This is a genomic window from Paenibacillus sp. BIC5C1 (genome assembly GCF_032399705.1).
Classification (GTDB): Bacteria; Bacillota; Bacilli; order Paenibacillales; family Paenibacillaceae; genus Paenibacillus; species Paenibacillus taichungensis_A.
Genome location: NZ_CP135922.1, coordinates 1,616,926 through 1,643,865, shown reverse-complemented (window position 1 = coordinate 1,643,865; position 26,940 = coordinate 1,616,926). Strand labels below are relative to the sequence as shown.

The 26,940-nt window shown below is 48.3% G+C and carries 25 protein-coding genes and 1 riboswitch; of the genes, 6 read left to right on the top strand and 19 right to left on the bottom strand.

All coding sequences use genetic code 11. The features are described 5' to 3' along the window. Positions 1-18 precede the first annotated feature (18 nt). Entirely contained in the window at positions 19-750 is a 732-nt protein-coding gene (locus RS891_RS07405; RefSeq protein ID WP_181586426.1) for an MBL fold metallo-hydrolase, read from the top strand. 101 nt (positions 751-851) lie between these two features. Here the strand turns inward: RS891_RS07405 and RS891_RS07400 are convergent, their stop codons facing one another. Beyond that, positions 852-2,060 (bottom strand): PQQ-dependent sugar dehydrogenase, encoded by a 1,209-nt coding sequence (locus RS891_RS07400; RefSeq protein ID WP_315794923.1) that lies wholly within the window; start codon positions 2,058-2,060, stop codon positions 852-854. 257 nt (positions 2,061-2,317) lie between these two features. Between RS891_RS07400 and RS891_RS07395 the strand changes: the two genes are divergently transcribed. Continuing rightward, positions 2,318-3,409 carry a M24 family metallopeptidase gene (locus tag RS891_RS07395; RefSeq protein ID WP_315794922.1) on the top strand — a complete coding sequence of 364 codons (1,092 nt, stop codon included), beginning with the start codon at positions 2,318-2,320 and terminating at the stop codon, positions 3,407-3,409. Between the two features lie 147 nt (positions 3,410-3,556). On the opposite strand, the gene RS891_RS07390 is transcribed toward RS891_RS07395, so the two are convergent. Both RS891_RS07390 and RS891_RS07385 read right to left on the bottom strand, forming a co-directional pair. Further along, the gene (locus RS891_RS07390; RefSeq protein WP_113051384.1) at positions 3,557-4,240 is read right to left on the bottom strand and encodes a queuosine precursor transporter; all 684 of its coding nucleotides are present in this window, start codon (positions 4,238-4,240) and stop codon (positions 3,557-3,559) included. 258 nt (positions 4,241-4,498) lie between these two features. Further along, positions 4,499-5,896 (bottom strand): L-cystine transporter, encoded by a 1,398-nt coding sequence (locus RS891_RS07385; RefSeq protein WP_099855238.1) that lies wholly within the window; start codon positions 5,894-5,896, stop codon positions 4,499-4,501. Positions 5,897-6,230: 334 nt separating this feature from the next. Between RS891_RS07385 and RS891_RS07380 the strand changes: the two genes are divergently transcribed. Then, positions 6,231-7,931, top strand: a complete 1,701-nt coding sequence (locus tag RS891_RS07380; RefSeq protein WP_113051383.1) for a methyl-accepting chemotaxis protein — start codon at positions 6,231-6,233, stop codon at positions 7,929-7,931. 153 nt (positions 7,932-8,084) lie between these two features. Here RS891_RS07380 and RS891_RS07375 read toward each other — a convergent pair whose 3' ends face one another. From RS891_RS07375 to cobD, 11 genes are all read right to left on the bottom strand, one after another. Further along, positions 8,085-9,626, bottom strand: a complete 1,542-nt coding sequence (locus RS891_RS07375) for a cobyric acid synthase (RefSeq protein ID WP_315796217.1) — start codon at positions 9,624-9,626, stop codon at positions 8,085-8,087. Between the two features lie 72 nt (positions 9,627-9,698). Further along, complete coding sequence (gene cobS, locus RS891_RS07370) at positions 9,699-10,589, bottom strand: adenosylcobinamide-GDP ribazoletransferase (protein WP_315794921.1); 891 nt, start codon at positions 10,587-10,589, stop codon at positions 9,699-9,701. Then, entirely contained in the window at positions 10,586-11,146 is a 561-nt protein-coding gene (gene cobU / locus RS891_RS07365; protein ID WP_113051381.1) for a bifunctional adenosylcobinamide kinase/adenosylcobinamide-phosphate guanylyltransferase, read from the bottom strand. The genes cobS and cobU overlap by 4 nt, the downstream gene beginning before the upstream one ends. Then, positions 11,143-12,273, bottom strand: coding sequence for a nicotinate-nucleotide--dimethylbenzimidazole phosphoribosyltransferase (gene cobT, locus RS891_RS07360; protein WP_315794920.1), 1,131 nt, complete (start codon positions 12,271-12,273; stop codon positions 11,143-11,145). The genes cobU and cobT overlap by 4 nt, the downstream gene beginning before the upstream one ends. Positions 12,274-12,320: 47 nt before the next feature. After that, a complete protein-coding gene (locus RS891_RS07355) occupies positions 12,321-13,142 on the bottom strand; it encodes an ABC transporter ATP-binding protein (RefSeq protein WP_397333599.1) in 822 nt (273 codons plus the stop codon). Beyond that, complete coding sequence (locus RS891_RS07350) at positions 13,139-14,185, bottom strand: FecCD family ABC transporter permease (protein WP_113051380.1); 1,047 nt, start codon at positions 14,183-14,185, stop codon at positions 13,139-13,141. Before RS891_RS07350 ends, RS891_RS07355 begins: the two co-directional genes overlap by 4 nt. Further along, complete coding sequence (locus RS891_RS07345; RefSeq protein ID WP_376032091.1) at positions 14,182-15,186, bottom strand: ABC transporter substrate-binding protein; 1,005 nt, start codon at positions 15,184-15,186, stop codon at positions 14,182-14,184. Before RS891_RS07345 ends, RS891_RS07350 begins: the two co-directional genes overlap by 4 nt. A 200-nt stretch (positions 15,187-15,386) precedes the next feature. After that, a riboswitch (cobalamin riboswitch) is annotated at positions 15,387-15,534 on the bottom strand. 154 nt (positions 15,535-15,688) lie between these two features. Next, positions 15,689-16,336 (bottom strand): histidine phosphatase family protein, encoded by a 648-nt coding sequence (locus tag RS891_RS07340; RefSeq protein WP_315794919.1) that lies wholly within the window; start codon positions 16,334-16,336, stop codon positions 15,689-15,691. After that, complete coding sequence (gene cbiB / locus RS891_RS07335; protein WP_113051706.1) at positions 16,327-17,307, bottom strand: adenosylcobinamide-phosphate synthase CbiB; 981 nt, start codon at positions 17,305-17,307, stop codon at positions 16,327-16,329. The genes RS891_RS07340 and cbiB overlap by 10 nt, the downstream gene beginning before the upstream one ends. Positions 17,308-17,351: 44 nt before the next feature. Then, entirely contained in the window at positions 17,352-18,170 is an 819-nt protein-coding gene (locus RS891_RS07330) for an adenosylcobinamide amidohydrolase (protein WP_315794918.1), read from the bottom strand. Beyond that, positions 18,151-19,299, bottom strand: coding sequence for a threonine-phosphate decarboxylase CobD (gene cobD, locus RS891_RS07325; protein WP_315794917.1), 1,149 nt, complete (start codon positions 19,297-19,299; stop codon positions 18,151-18,153). Before cobD ends, RS891_RS07330 begins: the two co-directional genes overlap by 20 nt. 211 nt (positions 19,300-19,510) lie before the next feature. Here cobD and RS891_RS07320 point away from each other — a divergent pair, with 211 nt between their 5' ends. Continuing rightward, a complete protein-coding gene (locus tag RS891_RS07320) occupies positions 19,511-20,512 on the top strand; it encodes a lipoate--protein ligase (RefSeq protein WP_063564381.1) in 1,002 nt (333 codons plus the stop codon). 241 nt (positions 20,513-20,753) lie between these two features. Then, positions 20,754-21,557, top strand: a complete 804-nt coding sequence (locus RS891_RS07315; protein ID WP_113051375.1) for a Cof-type HAD-IIB family hydrolase — start codon at positions 20,754-20,756, stop codon at positions 21,555-21,557. A 102-nt stretch (positions 21,558-21,659) separates the two neighbouring features. Here RS891_RS07315 and RS891_RS07310 read toward each other — a convergent pair whose 3' ends face one another. Together RS891_RS07310 and RS891_RS07305 are read right to left on the bottom strand one after the other, a co-directional pair. Continuing rightward, complete coding sequence (locus RS891_RS07310; RefSeq protein WP_113051374.1) at positions 21,660-21,983, bottom strand: hypothetical protein; 324 nt, start codon at positions 21,981-21,983, stop codon at positions 21,660-21,662. A 238-nt stretch (positions 21,984-22,221) separates the two neighbouring features. Beyond that, entirely contained in the window at positions 22,222-23,151 is a 930-nt protein-coding gene (locus RS891_RS07305; protein ID WP_315794916.1) for a DMT family transporter, read from the bottom strand. 120 nt (positions 23,152-23,271) lie between these two features. Here RS891_RS07305 and RS891_RS07300 point away from each other — a divergent pair, with 120 nt between their 5' ends. After that, positions 23,272-24,693 (top strand): aminotransferase-like domain-containing protein, encoded by a 1,422-nt coding sequence (locus RS891_RS07300; protein ID WP_258530405.1) that lies wholly within the window; start codon positions 23,272-23,274, stop codon positions 24,691-24,693. Positions 24,694-24,878: 185 nt separating this feature from the next. Here the strand turns inward: RS891_RS07300 and RS891_RS07295 are convergent, their stop codons facing one another. From RS891_RS07295 to RS891_RS07285, 3 genes are read right to left on the bottom strand one after another with little or no spacing between them, the layout of a single operon-like run. Further along, positions 24,879-25,505, bottom strand: a complete 627-nt coding sequence (locus tag RS891_RS07295) for an ABC-2 transporter permease (protein ID WP_315794915.1) — start codon at positions 25,503-25,505, stop codon at positions 24,879-24,881. Continuing rightward, complete coding sequence (locus tag RS891_RS07290; protein WP_315794914.1) at positions 25,498-26,364, bottom strand: ABC transporter ATP-binding protein; 867 nt, start codon at positions 26,362-26,364, stop codon at positions 25,498-25,500. The genes RS891_RS07295 and RS891_RS07290 overlap by 8 nt, the downstream gene beginning before the upstream one ends. Continuing rightward, positions 26,361-26,744, bottom strand: coding sequence for a GntR family transcriptional regulator (locus RS891_RS07285; protein WP_113051369.1), 384 nt, complete (start codon positions 26,742-26,744; stop codon positions 26,361-26,363). Before RS891_RS07285 ends, RS891_RS07290 begins: the two co-directional genes overlap by 4 nt. Between the last annotated feature and the right edge of the window lie 196 nt (positions 26,745-26,940).

The following is a 26,940-nucleotide window of genomic DNA, read 5'->3' as shown; positions in this document are numbered from 1 at the left end:
TTCGCTCCGGAAACAACTATGAACAATCAATACATGGAAATTACGGTTCTAAATCTTCATATTGTCACACCTGCGGGTAAAAACCCGATCTACCCTGTTATGTTGCGCGATGAAGATGGTATTACGCTTGTGGATACAGGCATGATTGGGCAATTCGCCGAACTTCAATCCGCACTTGAGCACGAAGGCGTTCAGTTATCTGATATCAAGCGCATTATTGTAACCCATTCCGATATAGACCACATTGGTAATCTTGGTGCTCTGGTGAATGCGATTGCGGAAGTGGAAATCTGGGCGCATAGCGATGAAATTCCGTATATCACAGGCAAAGAGCCCATGATCAAGTTCACACCAGAACGCAAAGCGTTGCTGCCAGAACCTATAGCGGAGCTGGCGGAACAATTGATCTCACAACGGACTGAGTTCAAAATCTCCAAAGTGTTAGAGGACGGTGACATGCTGCCTTTACAAGGCGGCATCCAGGTCATTCATACACCAGGACACACCCCAGGACATATCTGTCTGTACTTCCGGGAGCAACAATTCCTGCTCGCTGCCGATGAATTGCGTGTGGTCGATGATGAATTGGTGGGTCCTTCTCCACCCGCAACACCGGACATGCCTGAAGCACTGCGCAGCTTGAAAAGATTACTTGGCCTAAAGCTGGAGAAGGTGCTTTGTTACCATGGTGGCGAGTTTACCAATGACCCGAGTCAGCGCATTGCCGAACTCGCGGAGAGTGCGGACTAATTCGTACCTTCAACCTAAGCTATAATTACTTAAATATTGAAGCGAAGGGGCTGTCCCATACGTCATGTACATGGCGGGACAACCCCTTTCTCTTGTAAATGTTACGGTTTCGGCGTCAGAACGATCAGTTGGTCATCCCCATCGCGTGGAGATCCCCTGCCATCCCGGTTGTTCGTGAGCACATATAACTTCCCGTCTTCTCCGGCAGTCACATTGCGAATACGTCCCCACTCGTCTTTAAAAATCGGCTCCACCTGCGTTACTTGTGTACCATCTTCGGACAGATTAATTTTAAGCAGTTGTTCACCCCGCAGATTGGCAGCAAGCAGCGATCCGGCCCATGGCCCTTCCTCTATAAAGACTACACCTGATGGAGCCCATGTTTCATCTCCACTATGCGCAAGCGGAGCCTGATATGTGCCCTTGTCATCATCGTCTCCCTCTACCTCTGGCCAGCCATAATTCTCACCAGCTTCAATGCGGTTAATTTCATCAAAATTACGCTGACCATGCTCTGTGGCATACAGATAGCCATTGTCCGGGTTCCAAGCCAGGCCCTGTGCGTTCCGATGCCCCATGCTGTACACAGGTGAATTAGGCCAAGGGTTATCTTCTGGGATCGATCCGTCGAGACCAATCCGCAATATTTTGCCACCCAGGCTATCTTTGTTCTGGGCCAGCTCCGGTTCGTACCGTTCACCTGTTGTAATATAGAGCAGATTGTCCGGGCCAATCTTGATCCGTCCTCCATTGTGATTCACGCCGCCAGGAATGTCACTGAGCAGCTCCTTGTCCACGGTCGCCTTCCCGTCACTTACCTTCAAGCGCAATACCCGATTGGCAATGTCACCATCACCTTCCAGATAAGAATGGTATGCATACAGATAGCCATTATTGTCAAAGTCCGGATCGGCAGCAAGTCCAAGCAGGCCACCTTCCCCTTCTTCATTAAATGGTGCAGAAAAATCAATCAGAGGTTCAGATGCCAATTCTCCGTTCTCGATGACCCGAATGGTACCCGGTCGCTCTGTTACAAACATCCGTCCATCAGACACGCTTACCAACTCCCAGGGTACATTGAGTCCGGCCGCTAGCACAGAAGCCTCGTAAGGAATTACAGCATTCTCATCTGTTTCCTCTTCTCCACCATTCGCACCGTTATTACTACCTTCCGCTGTCTGTCCCTGACCTGTACCCTGTCCTTGTGATGTCTGCTGCGATTCTGTCGTCGGGTCACCCGAAGCACAGGCTGTTAGCAAAGCCATACTGAGTAACGAAGCATATAACGGAACGCTTAGTCGATTATTCATGAATACATCTCCCTTCTAATGTTGTTTTATCGTGTAATCCCAATTTCAGGGATTGTCCATTTCCAAAGTAGGTCAGTCAATAAATAAATAAATAAATAAGTAACCCTACGGTTTCGCCCTGTATTACCCTCCCCATCTGCCACTTAAACGGGCAACTAAAGCTTATTTTCGGTCATCATGCCTGCCTCCATTTGGATTTCTCCGACATTCTTCTATAATATAAAGATAGAACGAACTGAAAGGTGGACATATAACTAATGAATCAAACTCCTTTATCCCGGCTGGAAGCTGGACTGTCTACACAAGGGTTGGACGCCATGCTGATTACTGATCCGAAACATATTTACTATTTAACAGGTTTTGCAAGTAATCCGCATGAGCGTTTCCTCGGGCTTGTTCTTGCACGAGGCGAAGATCCGTTGTTGATCGTGCCTGCACTCGACGAGGAAGCCGCCGCAGCCGCTTCTTCGGTCTCCAACATTGCCACACATTCAGATACGGACAATCCTTACGCCTTATTTGAGCGTTATCAAGGACGTCTGGGCCGCGTAGGTCTCGAAAAAGAATACGTGACTGTCGCACGTTATGAACAGTTGACCGCCGCACTTGGTGCTGCCAACTTTGAAGATGTCGGTCCTCTGCTTCGCACCTTACGGGTGAAAAAAACACCGGAAGAAGTTGCTCGCATTCGCCATGCCATTCATCTGATCGAAGAGACGCTTCGTCAAGGACTGTCTCATGTTCGTACAGGGGTAACCGAAATCGAACTGGTTGCCGAAATGGAATATCAGATGAAGAAACTGGGTGCGGACGGCCCTTCCTTTGATACCATGGTGCTCACAGGACCCAAAACAGGCTTACCACACGGCACACCAGGTGAACGCAAATTGCAGCATGGCGATCTGTTGATGTTCGATATGGGTGTCTACGCTGGTGGGTATGCATCAGATATTACGCGCACGTTTGCCTTTGGTGACATTTCACCTGAACTTAAAACCATCTATAACACTGTGCTCGCAGCAAACGAAGCTGCCATTCGTGCAGTTAAGCCAGGTGTCACCTGTGCGGAAATTGACCGTGCAGCACGCCAGGTTACGGAAGAAGCCGGATACGGTGAACGTTTCCTGCACAGAGTTGGACATGGAATGGGCATTGACGTGCATGAATATCCTTCATTGCATGGTCAGAACACGGACATACTGGAGGAAGGTACGGTATTTACAATTGAGCCAGGTATTTATGTAACCGGAGCAGGCGGTGTACGTATCGAGGATGATGTACTTGTGACGGAAACCGGCGTTGAGGTGCTGACATCCTATCCGAAAGAGCTGCAAATTCTGACGGACTAATCCTCTTTTGGGATCATATCACTTTCGTTTCCATTTTACTGAAGAAAATATGGTGTCATAACCAAAAGTCCCGCGAAACCATGAATGCATGGCTTTGCGGGACTTTTGTGTTGGATTGAGCATTTTACGGACGAATGAACTACGAATCTAGGTTTCATCCTTGAATTTAAAGCTTCGTGCAGCATATAGAAACGGGGTTCCTACCGCGGTCAATACAAATTTGATCACGTACGTCGTCAAGAAAATTTCAAGCCAGACGTCCCATGGATAGATGAAGGCAAACGCAATCGTGCAAAATACCAGCGTATCCGCAAAAGAACTGATGATCGAGCTACCGTTGGTACGTATCCACAACTGATTACGCCCTGGCGCCAACTTACGCAGCCAAGTGTACAGTCGCACGTCCAGGAACTGACTGATGAAATAAGCTGTCAGACTTCCGAGTGCCAGGCGTGGCAGCAGACCAAAGAGGGTTTTCATCGAATCCTGTGCAAAGTCCGTTGATGCCGGTTCAAAGAACAATACCATCTGCATCAACACGGTGGTCATAATCAAAGTGAAGAACCCGAACCATACGGCTTTACGTGCCTCACCTGGTCCATACTTCTCATTGAGCAGATCACTGGTCAAGTACATGCTGACATACATCGTATTGCCCAGCGTTAAAACGATCCCCATAATATCTATTGTTTTGGTCACCTGAATGTTGGCAATAACCGTTGCCACACCAATCCAGGCATATAGACCCTTTTTACCGAACAAACGGTAACACAAAAGAAAAAAGCCATACGTTACGAGAACAAAAAGCGCTCCCCACCCTAAATTAAACACTATAAATACACTGCCTTCCTAGTTTTGATTACGCGGGATGGTTACGAACCGCGGTTTGGCTCTGGGCCAAAACATGAATACTCTATCACATTTCCCCAAGGTTGAACAGCACTAAATAACTCCAACTGGCTTCAAGTGGTATTTACGGTATGCCGAGCGGATGCTAAAAGCAAAAAGCCGCCCTCCGGATTAACCCGAAGGACGGCTGTTCTTGCATAGCTTGTGGCAGTAACTGCCATCGCCTATTATGAATCTGAATTACACCTGAACGGCGGAATCCAGATCACGACTTTGATCATTGAATGTATCCTGATCGTTTTCTTTCAAAATTTTGCTGGATACGAGACCTGCGGTCATCGAATCGTTCACGTTCAGCGCCGTACGGCCCATGTCGATGAGCGGTTCAACCGAGATCAGCAATCCTGCCAAAGCAACCGGCAGGTTCATCGTGGACAACACGATCAAGGAAGCGAAGGTTGCCCCGCCGCCTACACCGGCTACGCCGAATGAACTGATCACGACTACCAGGATCAGGGTAATGATGAAGTCCCAGCTCATCGGGTCGATCCCGACCGTAGGAGCAATCATGACCGCCAGCATGGCCGGATAGATCCCGGCGCAGCCGTTTTGACCAATGGTCGCCCCGAAGCTTGCCGACAAGTTCGCAATCCCGTCCGAAACACCCAATCTCTTCGTTTGTGTCTCCACGTTAAGCGGAATCGCTGCCGCACTTGAACGGGATGTGAAAGCAAAGATCAGCGTTGGCAGAACCTTTTTCACATACGTAATTGGATTGAAGCCAAACAGTGAAATAATAATCAGGTGGATGATGAACATAACGATTAACGCCACGTAGGAAGCAATGACGAATTTGATCAGCTTCAGAATCTCATCCGGGTTCGTTGTGGCGGTTACCTTCGTAATCAGCGCCAAAATCCCGTAAGGCGTCAGCCTGAGCACCAGCGTTACAATCCGCATAACCACCGCATATACCGCATTAACCATGCCGCGGAACGTTTCCGCCTGCTGTGGTTTTTTGCGATCCAGTCCAAGCACCGCTACTCCGATAAAGGCCGAGAAAATAACAACAGCCAGCGTGGATGTACGACGCTCTCCGGTCATGTCCGCGAATGGATTCGACGGAATGAATTCCAGCACTTGCTGTGGAATCGTCTGGTCCTTCACGTCAACGAGACGTTCCTCCATCTTCTGCCCTTGTGCGAGCTCTCTGTCTCCACCTTCGATCTCAATGGAAGTCAGGTTGAAGCTCAAGCTGGTCACAATACTTACACTTGCGGCAATCGCTGTGGTGATGAGCAGGATTGCGATAATCGAAAGGCTCATTTTACCGAGATTCTGCTTGCCTTTCAGATTCATGATGGCCGAAATGATGGAAACCATAATCAATGGAATTACAACCATTTGTAACAAACGAACATATCCTGAACCGGCCAGATTAAACCAATCGACCGACTTGGTAATGATGTCAGAATCAGAGGTGTAGATCAATTGCAGAATGACGCCGTATACGACCCCAATGCCCAGACCCGCAAATACACGCTTGGTAAACGAAATATGTTTCTTCTGCATCCAGAACAGGACACCCAGAAGAGCGAGCATAACCACGACGTTCAAAATGATTAAAAAGGTATTCATCTGTATAAATCCTCCTCAGTGTGAGTAACCGGATCTTCCGGTTTTCTACTCGCTCAAAAGCGATATTCAACAATATATCACATAACAAACTATTCTGGTAGGTATTAATTGATATTATGTAATATGCGTGTAACAAATTCATCTATTTCTGAAAAAAATACACTGAATCGTGAAAATTATTGTATTCAACCTCCGGTTAATTTTGTAATATAGGTATATCCGCTTATTCCCAAGTTTTCTCAACGTGAAAATTAGGCCTTTCTTCGTTGGTATTTAGTCTTACGATAACGGAAAAGCGATAATGTTAATGAACATGACGTGAAAGGATGATTCTATGTTTCGAAATCGCACCGTTGCCGGTAAAATCAGAGGCACTTTGTTCCTCGTACTGCTGGTTGCTTCCCTGTTGTTTAGTATCAGTTTCTATGCTGTCTCCATGAATATTATGCAGAGCTACGTGCTTCCACAGTTCGACAAGGTCCTGAGCACGTCCATTCAGGATATATACAAGAACACATCCGCTTCTAAAATTTTGCAAGTACAGAGTGGCGGAGCTGGCTCTGAGGGCGCTGCACTGACCGTGGAATCCTATTTGGCTGGCAAAGCCAAAGAGCATAATCTGGACGGAGCATACGTTGTGTCCATTCAGGATGGTAAAGCTACCGTGGTCATCGCAAATACCTCCTCGGGCATGAAAGCCGGAGATGAGATTAAAGTAGAAGCAGCAATGAATGAGGCCACTGAGAAAAAAGAAATGGAAATTAGCCAGGTTTATGCCGATTCCTTCGGTGTACATAAAGCAGCCTTTATACCGATCGCAGGAAGTAACATGATCATGGCTGTTAGCATGGATGCCCAATTCATTCAGGACAAAATTGCACAGATCTTCTGGTTGTGCCTCGGTATCACGGCATTGGTCTTTGTGCTCGGATGGCTCATCTCGACTAGCATGATCAAACGTGTAACCAAGCCAATCATCAAGCTCGTTCAACATAGCAAACAGATATCACAAGGAGATCTGACTGCCGAGCTTCAGATTAAAGGCAAGGATGAAATTGCACAGCTCGCTTCAAGCTTCCAAACGATGACTCATAATTTGAAAGAAATGATTAGCCGCGCCCTCTCCACTTCCAATGAAGTTGTAGAAGGCTCCAATGATTTGCTCAAACGGGTAGAATCCATGTCCGGTATGGTGAAAAACTCCAGTCGTTATGCAGAAAGTGCCGAGAAAGGCAGCGTAAGTATCGCTTCCAGCGCAGCCGAAAATGCCAGAGCCATGGAAGAAATCACGCAAGGCATTATGCATATTGCCTCCTCTTCTGCCGAAGTATCCGAGCAGATCGGAGATGCGGCAAACGAAGCTGTTAACGGTAATCGACTGGCTCAGGATGCCATTCAGCAAATGGAACGTGTTGGCCAAACCGCGAGCGAATCTCTGCGTTATGTTGAAACGATGAACGAGCGTTCGATCGCCATAGGGACCATCGTTCAATCCATTTTTGAAATCACGAGACAGATTAACATGCTGTCCCTCAACGCTTCCATTGAAGCAGCGCGTGCGGGAGAGCATGGACGCGGGTTCGCGGTCGTTGCCGGAGAAGTACGCAAACTGGCAGAGCAATCCAAAACAGCTACTGAGGAAATCTCCGATTACTTGGGTACCATTCGTGAAGATGCAGAACGTTCCGTTGATGCCATGAACCGGGTAACCCAAGAGATTGGATCAGGTACTCATGTGGTTCAGCAGGCAGGCTCGGCATTCCAGCAGCTTAATGAATTGATTCAGAACGTTAATCTGACGATTCAGACGGTATCAGCCTCTACCCAGCAAGTATCTGCTGGAGCTGAACAAGTCAGCGCTTCCGTGGAAGAAACGGCTCAGATCACGTCCAAGTCCCGTCAAAGCATGCAAGAGATTGCTTCTACAGCGGATCTCCAACTGAATGAGATGGATTCCCATTCCAGCACCGTACGTCATCTGAATGAGCAAGCGGTAGAACTGCAAGCCGCCATGAAGAACTTCAAAATAAACTAACCGGAATACCTTTAACCCATTATTTCCATATTCGAATCAAACTTTAACATCAGGTACACAAATACCCCCATGCACAGCATTGTTCCAGGTTTCACGGAACGTTGCCACGCATGGGGGTATTCTTTTGGACTGCATATTATATAAATTGAACTATTATTCAGGTGGCTGAACGCCCATAATCTCGTATACACGCTGCATATCCAAGGAAGAACGTAATGATTCAGCTACACGGTCAAACTCCATTTCCTTGCGTTCACGTGCGCTGTATGTCTCCAGCAACGGAGCAAGTCCTTTTCCTTCACGCAAACCATTCAGCCATGAACGCCGGAACTGATCACTTTCAAACAAACCATGCAGGTACGTTCCCCATACTTTACCATCGCTCGTGCCCCAGCCTTCATAAAAGGATTGCCCTCCCGGATGGGCGATCTCGAACAAGGCCGTTAAACGTTCAGGCTCAAGACACTCGGTAACACCCATATGAATCTCATATCCATTAATCTTCAACAAGTTTGCAGGATCGCTTTCCTTAGCCAAACGAATTGGATGATGACTATGAACATACCCGGAGGCTCTTACCGTTTGTTTGTTCTGCAGAAAGGTTGTCGATAGGGGCAGCCATCCCAATCCATGGGCTTCCTGGATCTGATTCGCTTCTACCGCAAATGGATCTTTGAGACGCTGACCGAGCATCTGATATCCACCACATATCCCGACAAGTTGAACATGTTCACGCTCCGTCTGGCTGGCAATTGCTTGCTCCAGTCCTGACGCACGTAGAAATGCCAGATCACCGATGGTATCCTTCGTACCTGGAAGCAGAATGGCGTCGGGATGTCCCAGATCATCGGGAGAAGTCACGTATCGCACATTCACATCTGGTTCCCGGCAAAGAGCATCAAAGTCTGTAAAATTGGAAATGCGCGGATAACGAATTACCACAAGGTCCAGCTCCTGCTGACCGGATTTTCCATGTCGCATGGAGTCCAGCACCACAGAGTCTTCCGCTTCAATCTGAATATCACTTATGTAAGGCAATACGCCCAATACAGGTATGCCTGTCCGTTCTTCAAGCCAGTCCAACCCAGGCTGCAGCAAGGACAGATCTCCGCGAAACTTGTTGATGATGAATCCTTTTACACGCTGAACCTCATGCGGCTCAAGCAGCTCCAGTGTACCTACAATGGAGGCGAAGACGCCGCCACGATCAATATCCGAGATCAGAATAACCGGAGCATCCGCCCATCCCGCCAGATTCATATTAACGATATCTTGATCCTTCAGATTAATCTCTGCAGGACTTCCCGCACCTTCCATCAGCACAATATCATACGTCGCGCGTAACCGATTCAGTGCATCCATAACCGTTTGTTTGGCTTCGGGCAGGAAATGCTGCCGGTAGTCCCATGCACTCATCTGTGTAAGAGGTACACCGTGCACGACAATCTGGGAATGCATATCCCGAACCGGCTTGATCAGGATCGGATTCATATCCGTCGTCGCTTCAATGCCGCATGCCTCGGCTTGCGCCCCTTGAGCTCTTCCGATTTCCTTCCCGTCTTCCGTGACGTAGGAATTCAGTGCCATGTTCTGTGATTTGAACGGAGCCGGCCTGAAGCCATCCTGTTTGAATATTCGGCATAAGGCCGTCGTAATTACACTCTTCCCCACATCCGATGCCGTCCCTTGCAGCATTAATACTGCTGCCGTTTGTTCGGATGTTTGTGTAGAAGTATCTTCCACGTTCCCTCACCTCCACGCTCAGCGTTATATCAAAAAGAATCCCTGTAACAGACTAAGTACCGTTAGCAGTGCGGCCTCAAGCAGCTCATTCATGGCTCCATATGTGTCCCCTGTAAGTCCACCCAGCCTTTCGCTGATACGCCCGGCAATGAATTTGCCAATCACATAACCAGCCAGTGGCACCACAATGATCGCTGCAACGGGATATAGCCACCATGGTAACGTCCCCAATCCATTCTCAGTCGCCAGTACTTGGAACATGGCTGTATCCGGCTGGAAGATCCATACCACTGCCCATGTGATCACACCTGCCAGAATGGTTAGCCCAACCGCGGAGCTGCGTGCACGCTGGACTTCCCTCCGTTCACCCAATCCCTTGAACAGGACAGCGAGTCCATCGTCCTTGCGGGCATTCGGCCAGGATGCCATGGCGTATACCATGAACCAGCGGCTCCAGATCATCGGCAGGATGAGCAAAGCGCCATAGGCCCAGTTACCACGTGCAATAAAGTCAGCAATCAATGACGCTTTCATCATCAACAGCAGGACACAGGCGATCACGCCCATTGCCCCAACGCGGCTGTCTTTCATAATCTCCAGCATTCGCTCACGGGTGCGATAACTAAGCAGCCCATCTGCCGTATCCATCCAACCATCCAAATGCAGGCCTCCGGTTAGCCATACCCATAACGTCAAGGTTAACACCGCAGCCGGAAACGATGGAAGCAGTGCACCCGTCAGGGCTCCGCCCAGCCAAACGCATAATCCGATGACAGCACCAACCAGCGGGTAATACACCACACTTTCCCTCAACAATGGCGGGACGAAATCAAGCTGTATTTTTACCGGAAACCGGGATAGAAATTGAAAAGCGGCCGCAGCCGCATGTTTTTGTTCAAGGTCACCTTTACTCATAAACGATACTCCCTGCTTTTCAGCTCAATGGCAATACCCACTGTCACCAGAAACACTTCGCGGCAAATCGCGGCAATCCGCTGATTGAGAATGCCTGCCAGATCCCGATATCTTCTGCCCAGCGCATACTCCGGCACAATGCCGTCCCCTACTTCATTGGTGACAAGCACGAGCAGACCCGGGTACGACTGGATGGCCGCTACCAGCGCGTCCATATGATCGTACAGCACCTGAACAGGTTCATGTTCATGCGCTAACAGTACATTGCTGAGCCACAGTGTCAGACAATCTACCAGAATGGTCGGTGCAGACGTACCTGTATGGGACTCTCCCATTCGTGTAATTAACTCAGGCAAAGCCAGCGGTTCCTCCACCGTATGCCATAGATATCCTGCTTCATCCCGCTGGCTCTGATGCAGACGTATACGCTCACGCATCTCGTCATCATAAGCTTGAGCCGTAGCGACATACCAAGCCTCAGAGGATCGCTGCATACAGAGACGCTCGGCAAACGAACTTTTGCCACTTCGCGCCCCGCCCGTCACGAGAACACTCATGAGGATACCTCTCCTTGAACAGATGAATCAGCAGAAGCTGATATAGACTCTGTAGGTTGAGACTCCGTTGTGCCATCAGATACACCCGCACTTGCAAATGTCGCCATCTCATTCAGAATGCGACATGACGCATCAATCAGATGAAGACTGAGCACGCCTCCGGTACCTTCACCCAGTCGCATGTCCAGATCCAGCATGGGCTTCAGACCCAGCTCACGCAGCAACGCTGCATGTCCACTTTCATGCGATGTATGGGAAGCAATCATGTATTCTGTGCTGAGCGGAGCAAAATGACTTGCAATCAACGCGGCAGCGGTGGAGATAAATCCATCCACGACAACGGGGCATCCGTTTGCAGCAGCAGCGAGAATCACACCTGTCAGTCCGGCAATCTCCAGTCCGCCCACTTTGCACAGTACATCGAGTGGATCGTCTGCATCTGGAGCATTCACGCTGAGGGCTTGGCTGACTACTGCGGCTTTGCGCTGCAAACCGACATCATCTAAGCCTGTTCCCCGGCCAACCGCTGAAGCAGGTGCTGTTCCGGTTAATGCACACATTACCGCAGCGCTAGCAGTTGTATTCCCGATCCCCATCTCTCCGGTCACAAATAACTGCGTTCCCTTCGCAACCTCAGTGGAGACCACTTCAGCACCTGCAAGAATGGCCTGAATCGCTTCGCCCCGGGTCATTGCAGCACCCTTCGCCATGTTAGCTGTTCCTTTACGGACTTTGCGGGAGACCAGGTCTGGATGATCCAGATCCGCATTCACGCCGATATCCACACAGATCACATGAGCTCCAGCGTGGCGCGCAAGCACATTGACAGCGGCTCCCCCTGCCAAGAAATTCAGAACCATCTGCGGCGTTACCTCAGCAGGAAAAGCGCTAATCCCTTCTTCAACCACCCCATGATCCGCAGCCATAACGATGACAGCTCTTCGATCAAAGCAAGGCCGAGCCTCACCAGTGATTCCCGCCAGACGAATAACTAGCTGTTCAAGCTTGCCCAGACTGCCGGGAGGCTTCGTCAATGCATCAACATGCGCGGAAGCTTCAGCCGCAACTGCCTCATGTGGACCCACGATCCGACCAATCAACTGTTCCAACACCTGTTCATTATTCATACAGCCAGCACTTCCTTTATCAAAATATGGGGTCTCCCCCGCTTCATTCATTTCTTCTCTCTTCTTAGCAAAAGCTGTGGCAATCCATTGTCGGGATGATTCACCATGGCCGGGCTCACCCGGAAGATCTCCCGAATGTTCTCTTCCGTCATTAACGAATGGGGGGTGCCACTGCTTACACAAGTCCCGTCACGCAGCGCCAGAATATGATCGCAAAATTGCGCGGCCAGGTTCAGATCATGCAGCACCGCCACAATGGTAATATGATTTTTTTGACGCCACGCTGATAATAACTCCATGAATTGCAATTGATATTTGATATCGAGAAAGGTCGTTGGCTCGTCAAGCAATAATAGCCTCGGTTCCTGAGCCATGACTTTGGCAAGCGCAACCCGCTGCCGTTGTCCGCCACTCAGTGCATCCAAAGGTCGTTCGGCCATGTCACTCAGACCCAACTCTTCTAACACCTTATCAACTACCGCTGCTCCATTCGACGGTTCTTTGCCAAGCCAATTCTGGTAAGGGTAACGTCCCATCTCGACAACATCCCTTACGGGATAAGAGATGGCCGGCAGTCCATCCTGCTGCAAAACCGCAATCATGCGCGACAGATCTTTACGGGTGTACGAGGAAATGTCACGTCCATCAATCTGTATGCTGCCTACGTTCGGCTGTTCGGTTCCGGCAAGTAGCTGAAGAAGGGTCGATTTTCCACTGCCGTTTGGACCAACAACACCCCACCATTCGCCCTCTGTGACTTGCCAGTCCACTGCATGCAGAGCCCGATGGTTACCATACATTTTACCAGCTTCTTTGACTTCTATCATCGGCCGACTTTTGGTAAGGTCTGTTTTCATGAATGTACTCATGGCATCATCCCCTTCCGCAGCTTTTTGTTCCGGTGCAGCAGATACGCAAAAAATGGCGCTCCAACAAAAGCCGTAACCACACCCAGCGGAATTTCGGTTGGGGCCAGCAATGAGCGTGCAATCGTATCTGCCCAGACCATGAAGATGGCTCCCCCAATGGCGGACAATGGCACCAGCAAGCGATAATCAGGTCCGACGATGAGCCGTAGAATATGCGGAATGACCAAGCCGACGAAGCCGATCACACCGGATACGGAGACAGCGCCTGCCGTAAGCAGCGTACCCACAGCTAACACCGACAGCTTCAATCCATCCACCTTAACCCCGATATGCGCAGCCTGTCGTTCCCCCAAGGCAAGCACATTCAATGAACGTGCACGGCTCCAGAGGAAAATCAGCCCAAGTACAAAATACGGGAAAAGGATGGCCGTATACGACCACCCACGCAGTGCCAGACTTCCCATCGTCCAGTATATAATTTCATTGATTGTCTGTTTCGACATGGTCGACAGGAAAGAGACTACTGCTCCCAGGAAACTTTGCATGACCACGCCAGCCAAAATCAGGCTGTGTGTCGGTATTTTGCGACCCTCACGAGCGAGAGCCAGCACAAACCATAGAGTAACAACTCCCGTCAGAAACGCGACCAGTGGCAGAGTCCAGATCCCAATCAGTGCATACTGTAATCCGAAAAAAATCAGAAAAGCCGCACCTACCGATGCACCGGACGATACGCCCAGGGTAAACGGATCAGCCAGAGGGTTACGAAGAACCCCCTGGAATCCAGTTCCGGCAATCGCCAGCGATGCACCTACAAGCACGGCAAGCAGTACACGTGGGAATCTGACCTTCCATATAATCTGTTCTGCTGCTGTATTCCAGTCAGGAATAATCCAGTCGCCCACCCAGGGAATGCGATGAAGCAATATGCCCGCAATGTCCCGAACAGGCAGGGCAACCGAACCGATGCCCGTGCATATGAGCACGGTTAACACAAGCAGCACAATTCCGGCCGTTCCGTACACTGCCAGCTTTTTACTCATTTGAACAGATCAGGGTAGATCGCTTTGGCTACTTCTTTCAGACCTTGGGTTACCCGTGGTCCCGGACGGCTCAACAGGTTGGCATCCAGACCGATGACTGCATCGTTTTTCACAGCCGTGATTTGATCCCATCCACTACGTGCTTTGATGATTTGATCCAATGTTTTGGAATTTTCGTCAATAACATCGTTCGCATACAAAATGACGTCCGGATTGGAGGCAATAATGTTCTCTTCATTAATCTGGTTCCAGCCAGTCAAGTCGGAAGCTACGTTGTTTCCTCCGGCCAGTGTAATCAATTCATCCATGAATTCGCCTTTACCCACAGTCCAGCCTGGGGAGAACTCAACGTATACTTTTTTCTTCTCTTCCGCTTTAACTGCCTTCACAGCTTCAGTTACATCAGCCACATCCTGTTTCATTTGGGTGATGATCTCTTGTGCTTTTTCCTGATGATCCGTGATTTTACCAAATGTTTCAATGTTGTTCATCACATCATCCACTGATTTAGGATCTGTTTTGAAAATGGTAATACCCAGATCGCGCAGTTTCTTAACCGACTCTTCGCTCATCGAGATACCTGTAAATACGATATCTGCTTCAGCTGCAATGATCGACTCTTCATTAGGCTTTGTTATGCCGCCCATTTTTGGTTTCTTCGTTGCTGCTTCCGGATAATCGTCATAGTCGGATACCCCTACGATCTGCTCGTCCAATCCGAGTGCGAAAAGGGATTCCGTTTCAGCCGGAGATACGGATACGATTTTGGCTGGTGCTTTGTCAAAGGTAAACGATTCACCCGTAGCATCTGTAACCGTGAGTGGGTATTGGGTTTTGAGATCTGTCTGCGCCTGCTCCTGGGATTGCTCCTGTGCAGGTTGCGAGGATCCTGTACCCTCGTTCGTTGTTGTTGTACCACATCCGGCCAACGTCAGTGCCAGCATCGCTGCGCTCAGCAGTGACGCTACGCCTTTCCATGTCTTGAAATTCATTGTGTTCATTCTCCCCTTCTCTATCCATTCTAGTGAGTAGTGCTCCTGTCCCAATTCCGCTTGAATTTGTGTTCCGAAAAAATAAAATCCCCAATCCTTTGGTCAGGATCAGGGATGACGTCTCGCATGTGGCGATCTGCGCATGGTCAGCTTGGCGCTGTATATGCACAGAGAACTGCCCGAAACGCTGTCCTTTCCTCGAAGGAACACCGGTTTGTACGTCCAGGGCAGGTAACCTGACTTACAGGAATTTATCCTGATTTACAGTGGCGGGACCGTGCCGGATTTACACCGGCTTCCCTATTTCACCCGTTTGCCGTTCATGGCCTCATATGAACCCATGAAATTGCTGCATGCACGCGGGACCCTTGGTCGCTAATATTGTTTAACCATTCAAGTGAGCATCCTGCATCCTCGGCAGAGCTTATTAAAGCCTCTATTCAATGATGCGCTTGCTAAGTCACACTTCTGTTGTGATTATAGGTTATATTGCACATCCTTACAACCCGATTTACGGAAAAGTCAATCTGGTTCCAACCCAGCTGTCCCCATCGCCATCCAGCCGAATCTTTATCGCTTGTCCTGGTATCACCTGTGTATCCCAGAATCCTTGATTCCGAATGAGACGTGACACCATATAACGAATAACACCGCCATGCGTAATCACGGCTACCTTTGGCACGTTCATGCTGGGAGAGTGAAGTATTGGTGAAAAGGACATCAGACTCTCTTCCATAAAAGAATCAATCCGTGCAGCAAATGCTGTCCAGGGCTCTCCATCCGGGGGCGTTACCTCCTGCGGAGCATCGATCCAGTCGCGGTACTGTGGATTGTCCTTGAGCTGATCATAGGTCAACCCCTCCCACTGACCAAAGTCGATCTCCCTTAGTCGGGGATCAAGCTTGGCCTGTCCCGCTTGGGACGGCGCAATGTGTGTGAGTGTCTGCTGACATCGCAGCAGATCACTGCAATACAGGGCATCGCATGTGATATTGCTGAACTGCTCACGCAGCGAAGATAGCTCCTGCTCTGCTTCAGGCAGCAATCCGATGTCGGTATGTCCAAGATACCTTTTTTCCAAGTTCCACGCCGTTGTACCATGACGTATCAAAATAATCTCACGGCTTTGCATGTCACCATGTCCAGCTTCTATCTCCATAACAGTCCACCTCCAGCAGACCATACCCCTAAGGTGACCAACCAACATACTAAAACAAAAGAACCTGCCGACCAGAACATAAGCCGTGTTGTTCGTACAATATCTTCTGCTTCCATCCGTCTTGTAGGCTCGCCCATATATGCGCGAAATGAAGCCACGCCATGATATACGTTATGTCCACCAAGTCTTATACCCAGCGCTCCGGCCACCGCCGACTCGGGAAAACCGCTATTTGGGCTTGGGTGAAGTCGTGCATCCCGGGACACCATGCGTGCTGCCCCTCTGGCATCCAGCTTCATGAACCAAGCTCCCATAATCAACAGCAAAGCGGTAAGTCGCGCGGGAATCCAATTGGCCCAATCATCCAGACGGGCGGACGCCCAGCCGAGATGAAGATATTTCTCATTTTTATAACCCACCATGGAATCCAGGGTATTTACCGCCCGATAGGCCATGGCAAGTGGTGCACCACCAATCAGGGCATAGAACAGTGGAGAGACGATGGCATCCACGATATTCTCCGCCACAGTCTCTACCGTTCCCCTCACAATCTCCGGTTCATCCAGATGTTCCGTATCACGCCCGACAATCATGCCCAGTGAACGTCTCGCCGCAGTCCAATCCTGCTCACTCAGATGGCGGTAAACGTCCATACCTGCATCCTTCAAACCTTTCGAGGCAATGGTGGTCGCGATTAGAACCACTTCTGCCACAACCGCAACAGCCGGATGAATAAGACCCAGCACATAGATTAATCCCCAAGTCAGTGCAAAAGAACCGCCTGCAATCAAAATGGGAAATAATACACCAGCTCTTTTGAGAGCCTGGTTTGAATCCACCCGCCTCCTTATCGTCCGCTCCAGAGCTGAGATGGCCTTTCCCATGCCAATCACCGGATGAGGAATCCAGCGTGGATCACCGATGCAGCGATCCAATATGTATGCTCCTACAATAATCCAGGCTCCAGCCATTCCCGCCCAGATCGGCCAGGAAGCCCATTGATGCAGCAGAGATGTCATTGCTTGTTATTCCTCTCTTTCCATTCCTGCGCGGCTTGCAGGCTTTCCGTTATCGTGTCATACACCAGCCTGCCGATAGCAGCACCCATGACCGTAGCCGTCCCGGCGTAACTGATGAGCGGTCTATCTACTGCAGCCTGGCTGACCGCGAGTACGAGGGCATCCGTTGTTGTTCCGGTTGCAGTCAGACCATTCTCTGAATCCATCACACCGAAATCAGCTAACGCAGCAGCCTTCGCCTCTACCGCAGTCTGAACGGCGTTCACCATAGCCCCTGCAGTCATACGCCCATTCATCCACAACATAATATTGATCGTACCGGGAGTATAGGTTGAAGCCGAAACCTTCTCAATTTTCTGGGACACCGTCCCATTGTTCATCTTATTCCCCGCAGCATCGAATACGGTTCTTGCAGAACCTGCCCGTGCAGCATTGGATACCCCTGCTGTAGTGCAGCAAAGTAATCCGAACTCATCGCTTTCATATTCCTGGATCGCTGTGTGCTCCAATCGAACCGCAGTCAGAAGACCGGCACATTGATCCTGTGGCTCCTGCCATTCACTCAACAGATCAGCAATATCACGTGGTGGATCATCACAGCGATAATGTCTGTCCACATAGATGTTGAATATACGATTCAGTTCAATCATGCCGCCTCCATACACAGCACTGGAAAGGGCTGTTACAGCAGAATGACTGGACGCTTTAATATGCCGCTCATGTGCGGAGACGTGTAATCCCGGCCACACAGAAGATCTGTACTCGTTCTGGTCCTTTTGTACATGAGAGTAGTGATTATAGAATGGCAGTGCCATCGCTTTGCCTCCTTGCCCCTAACCCGGTTGTCAGATTAGGCGTAATTACATTTCCCATGGTTTCCAGCATACGTCCGTTAGCCTCTGCGTCCTTGACCGCAAAACGTACATGTCGTTCTCCAAGTCCGGGATACATCGCGCAGCTTCGGATCAGTATACCGCGTTCGCCAAGAGCAGCCTGCATGGACGACGCTGTCCACGGCTCTGGCAGAGCTGCCAATATAAAGTTCGCTTCCCCTCGCGTCACCTTACATCCCAAAGCCTCCAGACCTTCCGTTAATCTCTTTCGCTCGTGTGACACCAGTGCCATTGTCTCCTGTTCAAATTTATCCCCGCTGCGCAAACAGGCTTCTCCTGCAATCAGTGCCAGCCCATTCACACTCCAGGTGACCTGTTTGTCTGTCATGGCACGAATCAGTTCGGGGCGACTTATCGCATAACCCAGACGCAGGCCTGGAATCGCATAAAACTTGGTCATCGAACGAATGATGATCACTTGCGGATACTCTTTCAAGGTGAATGCAAGCGATTGACGCTGTGATTCAGGAATAAAATCGATAAATGCCTCATCGACAACCAATATTGTGCCTGTGGTCTCTGCTTTACGAGCAAGCCGTTGCAGAACGTCCACCGGATACTGTACCCCATTGGGGTTGTTGGGTTGTCCAAGGAAAAGCAAGTCCACCCGCTCCAGCAGCTTCTCCATATCTTCCGGTTCTGCTCGCCATTCCAGCTCTTCCCGTCCTTGAACATGGTGGACTTCTGCTCCAAATTGTCTGGATAATGCACTGTACTCTGAGAAGCCGGGCTCTACCGTGCCTACTCTACGAGGCGCAAGTCCAAGTAAGATTAGAGCCATACTTTCTGCCGCCCCGTTACCCACAGATATGTGATCTGGGGTTAAACCCAGTCGGTCACTAAGCAACATTTTGAACGCCCGATGGCCCGGATCAGGGTAACGAAGTACCGTATGCAATCCTTGTTCCAAAGCCTCCAGCACTTCCCGAGGTGGACCCAAAGGATTAATGTTTGCGCTAAAATCGAGGAAACCCGCAGGATTCCCTCCAAAACGTGCCGCGGCCGTCTCCACATCACCGCCATGTCCGAAAACTTCAATTAAACCGGTCATCCTGTCCGTCATCCTTTCTGCATGTCCTTTTTATTATGGATGTCTTGACAGGCAGGGGTCAATCCTGTTTTGACTATTCAAGCCCTTTGCGGCTTCAATTCCTTTGTGTCCTTTCGACAATTCGTTTACAATAGAGAAGGAATTTCGATTCCGTAAAGTATCACTACATAAGGGATATGCATCCCTCACATACATTAATGGAGGAATGACCATGCTGTTTGTTGATAACCAGGGCATTACAGATCCTTCTGTAAACCTCGCCATTGAGGAATACATTCTGAAGCATCTGCCGATGGATGACAGTTACTTGTTGTTTTACATCAACCGCCCGTCCATTATTATCGGAAAACACCAGAATACCATTGAAGAGATCAACATTGAGTATGTTCAGGATAACGGTGTTCAAGTCGTACGTCGTCTTTCGGGAGGCGGAGCCGTTTATCACGATCTGGGCAACCTTAATTTCAGCTTTATTACCAAGGATGACGGACAATCCTTCCACAACTTCCGCAAATTCACGCAGCCTGTGGTGGAAGCCCTGCAAGAACTTGGGGTTAATGCCGAACTGACGGGACGTAACGATCTGCAAGTTGGAGAGAAGAAAATTTCCGGCAATGCCCAATTCTCTACACGTGGCCGCATGTTCAGTCACGGTACATTAATGTTTAACCTGAACCTCGATCACGTCCAGGCTTCACTCAACGTTAATCCAGAGAAGTTCAAGTCCAAGAGCACCAAATCCGTACGTAGCCGTGTTGCCAATATTCGTGATCTGATTGACAGCAATCTGACCATTGAACAATTCCGGGACGAGCTGCTGCGTCATATTTTCCGTATGGAACCACAAGATGTTCCTCAATATGAACTCACAGAGAAAGACTGGGACAAGATCAACGAAATCTCTGCTGAGCGTTATAACAATTGGGACTGGAACTACGGGCTTTCCCCGGAAAGCAATGTGAAGCATACACGTAAATTCCCTGTCGGCATCATTGATCTGCGCATGAATATCAAAGATGGACGCATTGAAGATATCAAAATCTTTGGTGATTTCTTCGGCGTAGGCGATGTAGCGGATATCGAAGATATGCTGCGCGGCAAGCGTTACGAGGAATCCGAGGTGCGTACTGCACTTGAGGGTCTGGATGTAAAACATTACTTCGGCAACCTGGAGCTGGAGGACTTTATCGGCCTCATTTTCCTGGAGGAGTAGGTATATAAGTTCAACCCAAGAAAGTTTACACCTGCCACTCCGATGACAGAATAACCTTCCGATCGCTGTTATCCCCAGATTTTTTTTGATCCCCTTCTTTTAAAGGGAAAATCCGGTGATAAAGGCGAACGCTCCGCTTCTTCAGGTTTTTTCTGTCCTCTCCGTTCTCGTGTAAAACGTTTAGTTGAACTGATATAGATTAAGTCGGGTATAGATACAGATAAAAAAGGAGAGAAACTAGATGACCTACAAATTAATCGCAATTGACATTGATGATACCCTGATTAACGATAACAAGGAAGTAACGCCTGCAACACAAACTGCCCTGGAACAAGCAGTAGCTCATGGTGTCGTTGTAACACTGGCAACGGGACGTGCCTATGCTTCCGCACAAGCGCTCGCACGCCAAACGAAGCTGAACGTGCCCATCATTACGTATCAAGGCGCTTTGGTGAAAAACTTGCTGGACGAAAAAGTACTCTACGAGCGCTACGTTCCACAGGACGCTTCCCGCAAATTGTACGACTACTGCCTGGAGCATAATCTGCACCTGCAAACGTATATTGACGACAAACTTTTCGCCCGTGAAGAAAACGACAAGCTGCGTGACTACGCCAAACTGAATGGCACTCAGTACCACATCGAACCGGATTTCATCAAAGTGATCGAGCAAAAAACACCGAAACTGCTCATCATCGATGAGCCAGATTACTTGGATAAGGTTGCCGTTGACCTGCGCGAACTGCTCGGATCAGAAGTACACATCACCAAGTCCAAGCCATACTTCCTTGAGATCATGCACAGCGAAGGAACGAAAGGTCATGCTTTAACCTTCCTGGCAGAACACTTCGGTCACCAATTGAGCGAGTGCATTGCCATCGGGGATTCCTGGAATGACCATGAGATGCTGGAAGTTGCTGGTCTTGGTGTAGCGATGGGAAATGCGATCCCTGCTCTGAAAGAGCTGGCAGATTACATTACCGCGAGCAATAACGAAGACGGCGTGAAGCAAGTGATTGAGAAGTTTGTGCTGAACGCGGAGTAATTGCCTCAGAAACAGAACAGCCCGGAACCACAATAAATTGTGGATTCCGGGCTGTTTTTCTATTCAGCGCTTCAGAACATGAGTTATTAAAATGCAGATAAATTACTTTTTGTTCGCCATTCGTTCCAAAGCACGAACCGCTCGTTCTCGCTGCTCTCGCTTTTCAGCTCGCCTCTGCCCACTATCCTCCATTTCCCCAGCCATGAAACCCCAAATATGACCAAAGATACTCCCGAGTATACTTGGAACAAATTGAATCGCCAAATCGGTGTCCAAATCTAGCCTGATACCCAGATAGAACAATCCTCCCCAAAGAAAAAACAGTACAAAAAAAGCTAAAAAACGATGATACATTGTGAAAACCAGAAAAATTAAAAAAGGTGCAATACCAACCAAATATGAAATCATATGTATTTCTTCTTCCATAATGCCTCCAATTTAATTAAATCTCTCCTACTCTTTCTAAATGAATCTTAGAAAACCTATATTATTTCTAATCTGCTTCTATAACTACTAACAATTCTCAATAATACTCTCCTCTCCTAAGTTAAATGCATTTTACACTATATCATATCCTGGAGATCCCGATATATACTTTATTGATTTACAAGAAAATAACTCCTCGATTACGACATTATAAATGCGTAGCCGAAGAGTTTTTGACCTAAAGCATATTGGTCTGACCCAAAGAAGTTGTGTGTTTGCCTCTCTTGAGCCATCCCATCACTTTCTCATTCATCGCCAGCAAACCTGAAACGATCAGAACAACGCCCAACCAGGTAATCCAGCTTACATGCTCATTGTAGAGAACCGCCCCAAGCCCAACCGCAATCGGAGGGGAAATGTATAACCAGGTCGCTGGGAATAACGGGTTGGTACGAGACATGATCCAGTAGAACAAGCTGTGACCCACCATTGAACCAACTACTGTCAAATAGATCAGGGAAGATACCGCTGGCAACCAATCCAGTCCTGCTGTACTCCATGATTCTGTCACTGCCGAGAGCCCGGATAAAAGTAGACCTCCGTACATCATTTGCACCGCATTGATGGCTACAGGACTAGCTTCCTTAAACTTGTTAATGACCTTTTTGGAGTACAACGCACCTGCCGAGTAACAGACTTCACCCACCAATACAGCAATACAGCCCCATAACCACAGTGAATTACCACCAATGGATACACCAGGCAATACAACGAGGATAACTCCGGCAAAACCAATCAGGCATCCCGCAATCATGCGTGCAGACGTTTTTTGACGCAACAACGCTGTCTGCATCACCATAATCATCAGTGGACCTGTTGCTGACAGAATCGCGCCAACACCCGAGCTCACATATTGTTCAGCCCAATATAAGGTCGCAAAGGTCCCGAAAGTCAATCCGGCCCCCGTCAAGAGCATCTCTTTCCGCCATAGTAAAGACAGGTTCACTTTCCCTTTCATCCACATCCATGCAAACATTAGAGCACCTGCAATGATAAAGCGCAGTCCGGCCGACAGAAAAGGCGGCATGCCTGCCTCCACACCAATTTTAATCGCTAGAAACGTTGTTCCAAAAATAAGACACATTACGGTAAATGCTACTGCAACCATGCTAGCCCCTCCTTCATCTGCTCTCCATCATATAGCACTGTCTACAGAACAGAATGAATAAAACAGAACAGTTAGTTCCCGTTTGCTGTTACAATGGAGTTCAAAAGGAGCGTGAGCCGGGTGGGCAAAGCCATGTTGATGACAGATAACAGCCTGAAACTATATGAGCAAGTGGTACATTATCTGGTTGTACGGATCGAAGCCGGAGAGTGGAAAGAGCATGAGAAGCTGCCGTCCGTGCGGAGCCTGTCCGAGCTGCTCGGTGTACATCGCCTCACCGTTTTTAAGGCCTATCAGGAATTAAAGGAACGGGGGAACGTTTACGTCAAGGACAAGTCCGGCTATTTTGTCAGTCCTGCTGAACCTTCTCCCGTGACAGATCAGGCCGATGACCCTGCAGTGTCTGCTTGGCTGCATTGGGATTCACTTGCCCGCGTGCAATCCCTTGAGGCGGAGTACCAATTTTCCAAATCATTGATCGACCCGGCCCTACTACCCAACCGATATTGGGGAGAACTGATGCGGGATTTGCTGGATCTATATCCTCGTCTGCTTGGCACATATTCCACGATTCAGGGAGATCTCGAGCTGCGCAGCGCCTTGGCAAGCCATCTGACGACAAGGGAACGTTTCTATATATCGGCCGATGAAGTACTGATCACTTCCGGGGCACAGCAGGCTATTGATGTGATCTCCCGAAGTCTCGTCAGACCCGGTGACCGTGTGCTCATGGAGAGGCCAACATACGGCCCTGCGATGGAAATTTTCCGCAAACAGGGTGCCAAGTTAATTTTTACGGATATCCATCCTGATGGCTACGATCTGGAACAGATTGAACGCCTGATGAAGCAGGAAAAGCCGAGAGTATTTTATATGACGCCAACCTTCCAAAACCCTACGGGCATTAATATTCCGACCGAGCAGCGCAAACAACTGCCTGAACTGGCAGAACAGTACGGATGTTTTCTGGTGGAAGACGACAGCACCTATGATATCTATTTCAAGGAAAAACCTCCTGCGCCGATCTTCACATACGATACGACAGGACATACACTCTATATTCGCAGCTATAGCAAATATGTCGTGCCGGGTCTGCGGATTGCCGCAATCATGTGCCGTCCCCGGTTTATGCCAGGATTGCAGGCCGTCAAAGCTCTGACAGATAACGGTTCACCTCTGCTGAATCAGAAGCTTTTCCTCCGTTATTTCCAGTCTTCACGTATGCACCAGCATCTGTCCAAGCTGCGCACCGCTATTCAGCTACGGATGGAAGTGATGGAACAGTGCCTACAACAAACCGATTGGACATGGACTCGCCCTGAGGGTGGACTTAACATCTGGGCGGAGCTTCCGGAAGGTGTAGATACAGGGCGCTTGCTTCACCGATGCATGGAGCATTCTGTCGCCTTTGTGCCGGGAACGGTATTCGATCCTTCCGATGCGAACGCCAGTCGCAAGCTGCGTCTCTCCTTCTCCTATGCTCACGAGCAACAAATCCGGGAAGGCATGGGCAGACTAATTGCATTGGCTGAAAATACGTGATGATACTTTTGCAAAATCTACATTTGCAGATTAACGATAGCTGGTCTGTCAGGTCGCAAATTTTAAATCTTCTGTAACACAAAAAGTCGCCGTTTGGCGACTTTTGGGGCTGCTTCTGTTCTCACTGTTCTCGACTGGTAAAGTAAGTTAGAAAGTTTTTTTATTGAAATCCTTCTTCATTCATCCTATAGGTCCTTCCGTGCAAACAGACGGACCGTTACAAAATAGGAGGCAATGAACAACAGAAGAATGCAAACTGAAACAAAAACATAAACAGAAGCACGATCCATTCCATTCTCGCCCGCCTTACTTATGAGGAAGGCCGCAGGTTGCGCCATAATAATGAGAACGATCATGAATACCATATTAATAATTCCGGCTCCCTTTTTGCTAAAGGCGTAAAAAAGAGGTAAATAGATCGAAACTAAGACAAGCACCATTCCTAAAGAAATCAAAATGTCCATTACCGAATAATCAGGCTTGTTCAGCTCGGGATAATTTATATTAACGAGCGAGTGAATCCCATATGAAGCCAACACTCCGAAAAGAGCATACAAAATGGCAGACAGGTACTTGGCTTTCACAATGTTCTTGCGGCTAAGCGGAAGCGTAACGAGAAAATTATGATTGTAATTTTTAATATCAATCGTGGTTGCAAGGATCATCGAACCGAAAGCAGTATAGATTCCTACGAAATACATCGACATTTCAATTTGGGGTATAAATGCGAAGCTGAATACAACAAGGTAAAAAGGAATCATCCATAGGGAGCTTTTTAAAGCTATAAAATCTTTGCGAAGCAAGTTAAGCATGATGCCGTTCCCCCTTGGCCGTAAAATAGATAAGGTCTTCGAGCGAGGGTCTATGTAAAAGAGCATAATTACCAAATAATCGTTCTGCCTCCGCCCTGTTATCTGCCAAGCCTTCAAAACCAACCGCGGTCTCACGGATTCCGACGAATTGACTTCGAGTATCCGAATCAAGCAGATCCATATCCCCTTTTACGATAGTATATCTTTCGAGTACATCATCTTTTACTTCATTGAATATAAGTTTCCCTTGATTCATGAACATAATATAGTCTGCAATACGCTCCAAATCGGTCGTGATATGAGTGGAGAAAATAATGGATTTGGTTTCGTTCTGTATCATATCTGCAAGCAGATCAAGGAGTTCCCTTCTAAATACAGGATCTAGTCCGGATGTGGGTTCATCCATAATGAGAAGCTCAGCGTCATGGGATAAGGCTACAGCAAGGGAAAATTTGATTTTCATGCCTTTGGACAACTCTCGGATTTTTTTTCTGGGGGACAACTCGAAATGCTCAAGATAGGTATTAAATGTTTTGTCGTCCCACTTCTTATAGAATGGGGCAATCATTCTTCTCATTTCATGTATTGTAAGATGCTCATAGTAAAAACAGTCATCTGACACTATACCTATGCGCTGCTTAATGTTAACTTCCTGATTGTGCATCTCACTACCCAGCGTTTTTATACTCCCAGTGTCAGGATAAATCAGGCCAATGATCATTTTGATAAGTGTGCTCTTCCCAGCCCCATTCGGACCAATGAGTCCAGTAATATATCCCTTTTTTACATCTAAAGATATATTATCAACTTTAAATAATGGATACGTTTTTGTTACATTGCGTAACTCAATTGCATTCATGGTGTTTGTTCCTCCTCAAACAGCAAAGTAAGATGATCGATTAAATCTTGTGAACTCATACCTAGTTCCTTACTCTCACGAATGATTTCTTGCATCTTCTCTTCCATTTGTTTCATCCGTCGCTCCCGAATAAAGTCCTGATTGACTCCTGAGACGAAGCACCCCTTACCAACAACAGAATCAATCAGTTTCTCTTTCTCCAGTTCTTCATAGACACGTTTGGTAGTAATTACACTGACCTGCAGATCCTTTGCAAGTTGACGGATGGAGGGGAGGCTCTCCCCTGCAACCAGTTCCCCGCTTAAAATGCTCTGTCTAATCTGGGTCAGAATCTGCATGTAGATCGGATCGTTCGATGCGTTTGATATTAGTATATTAATGTTCTGTCACCTCACTGGTTTCAATCCAATCCATGTATAGTGTATATATATAATATATACACTATACATGGATTGAGTCAATACTCATTCAATTTCTTTCCAAAATAGACAAAACAGCAAAGTAACCCGAAAAGTCGAATGACCTTCCAGGCTACTTTGCTGTTCATTTTTCTTGCTTTCTTCAGTTGTGTTTCTT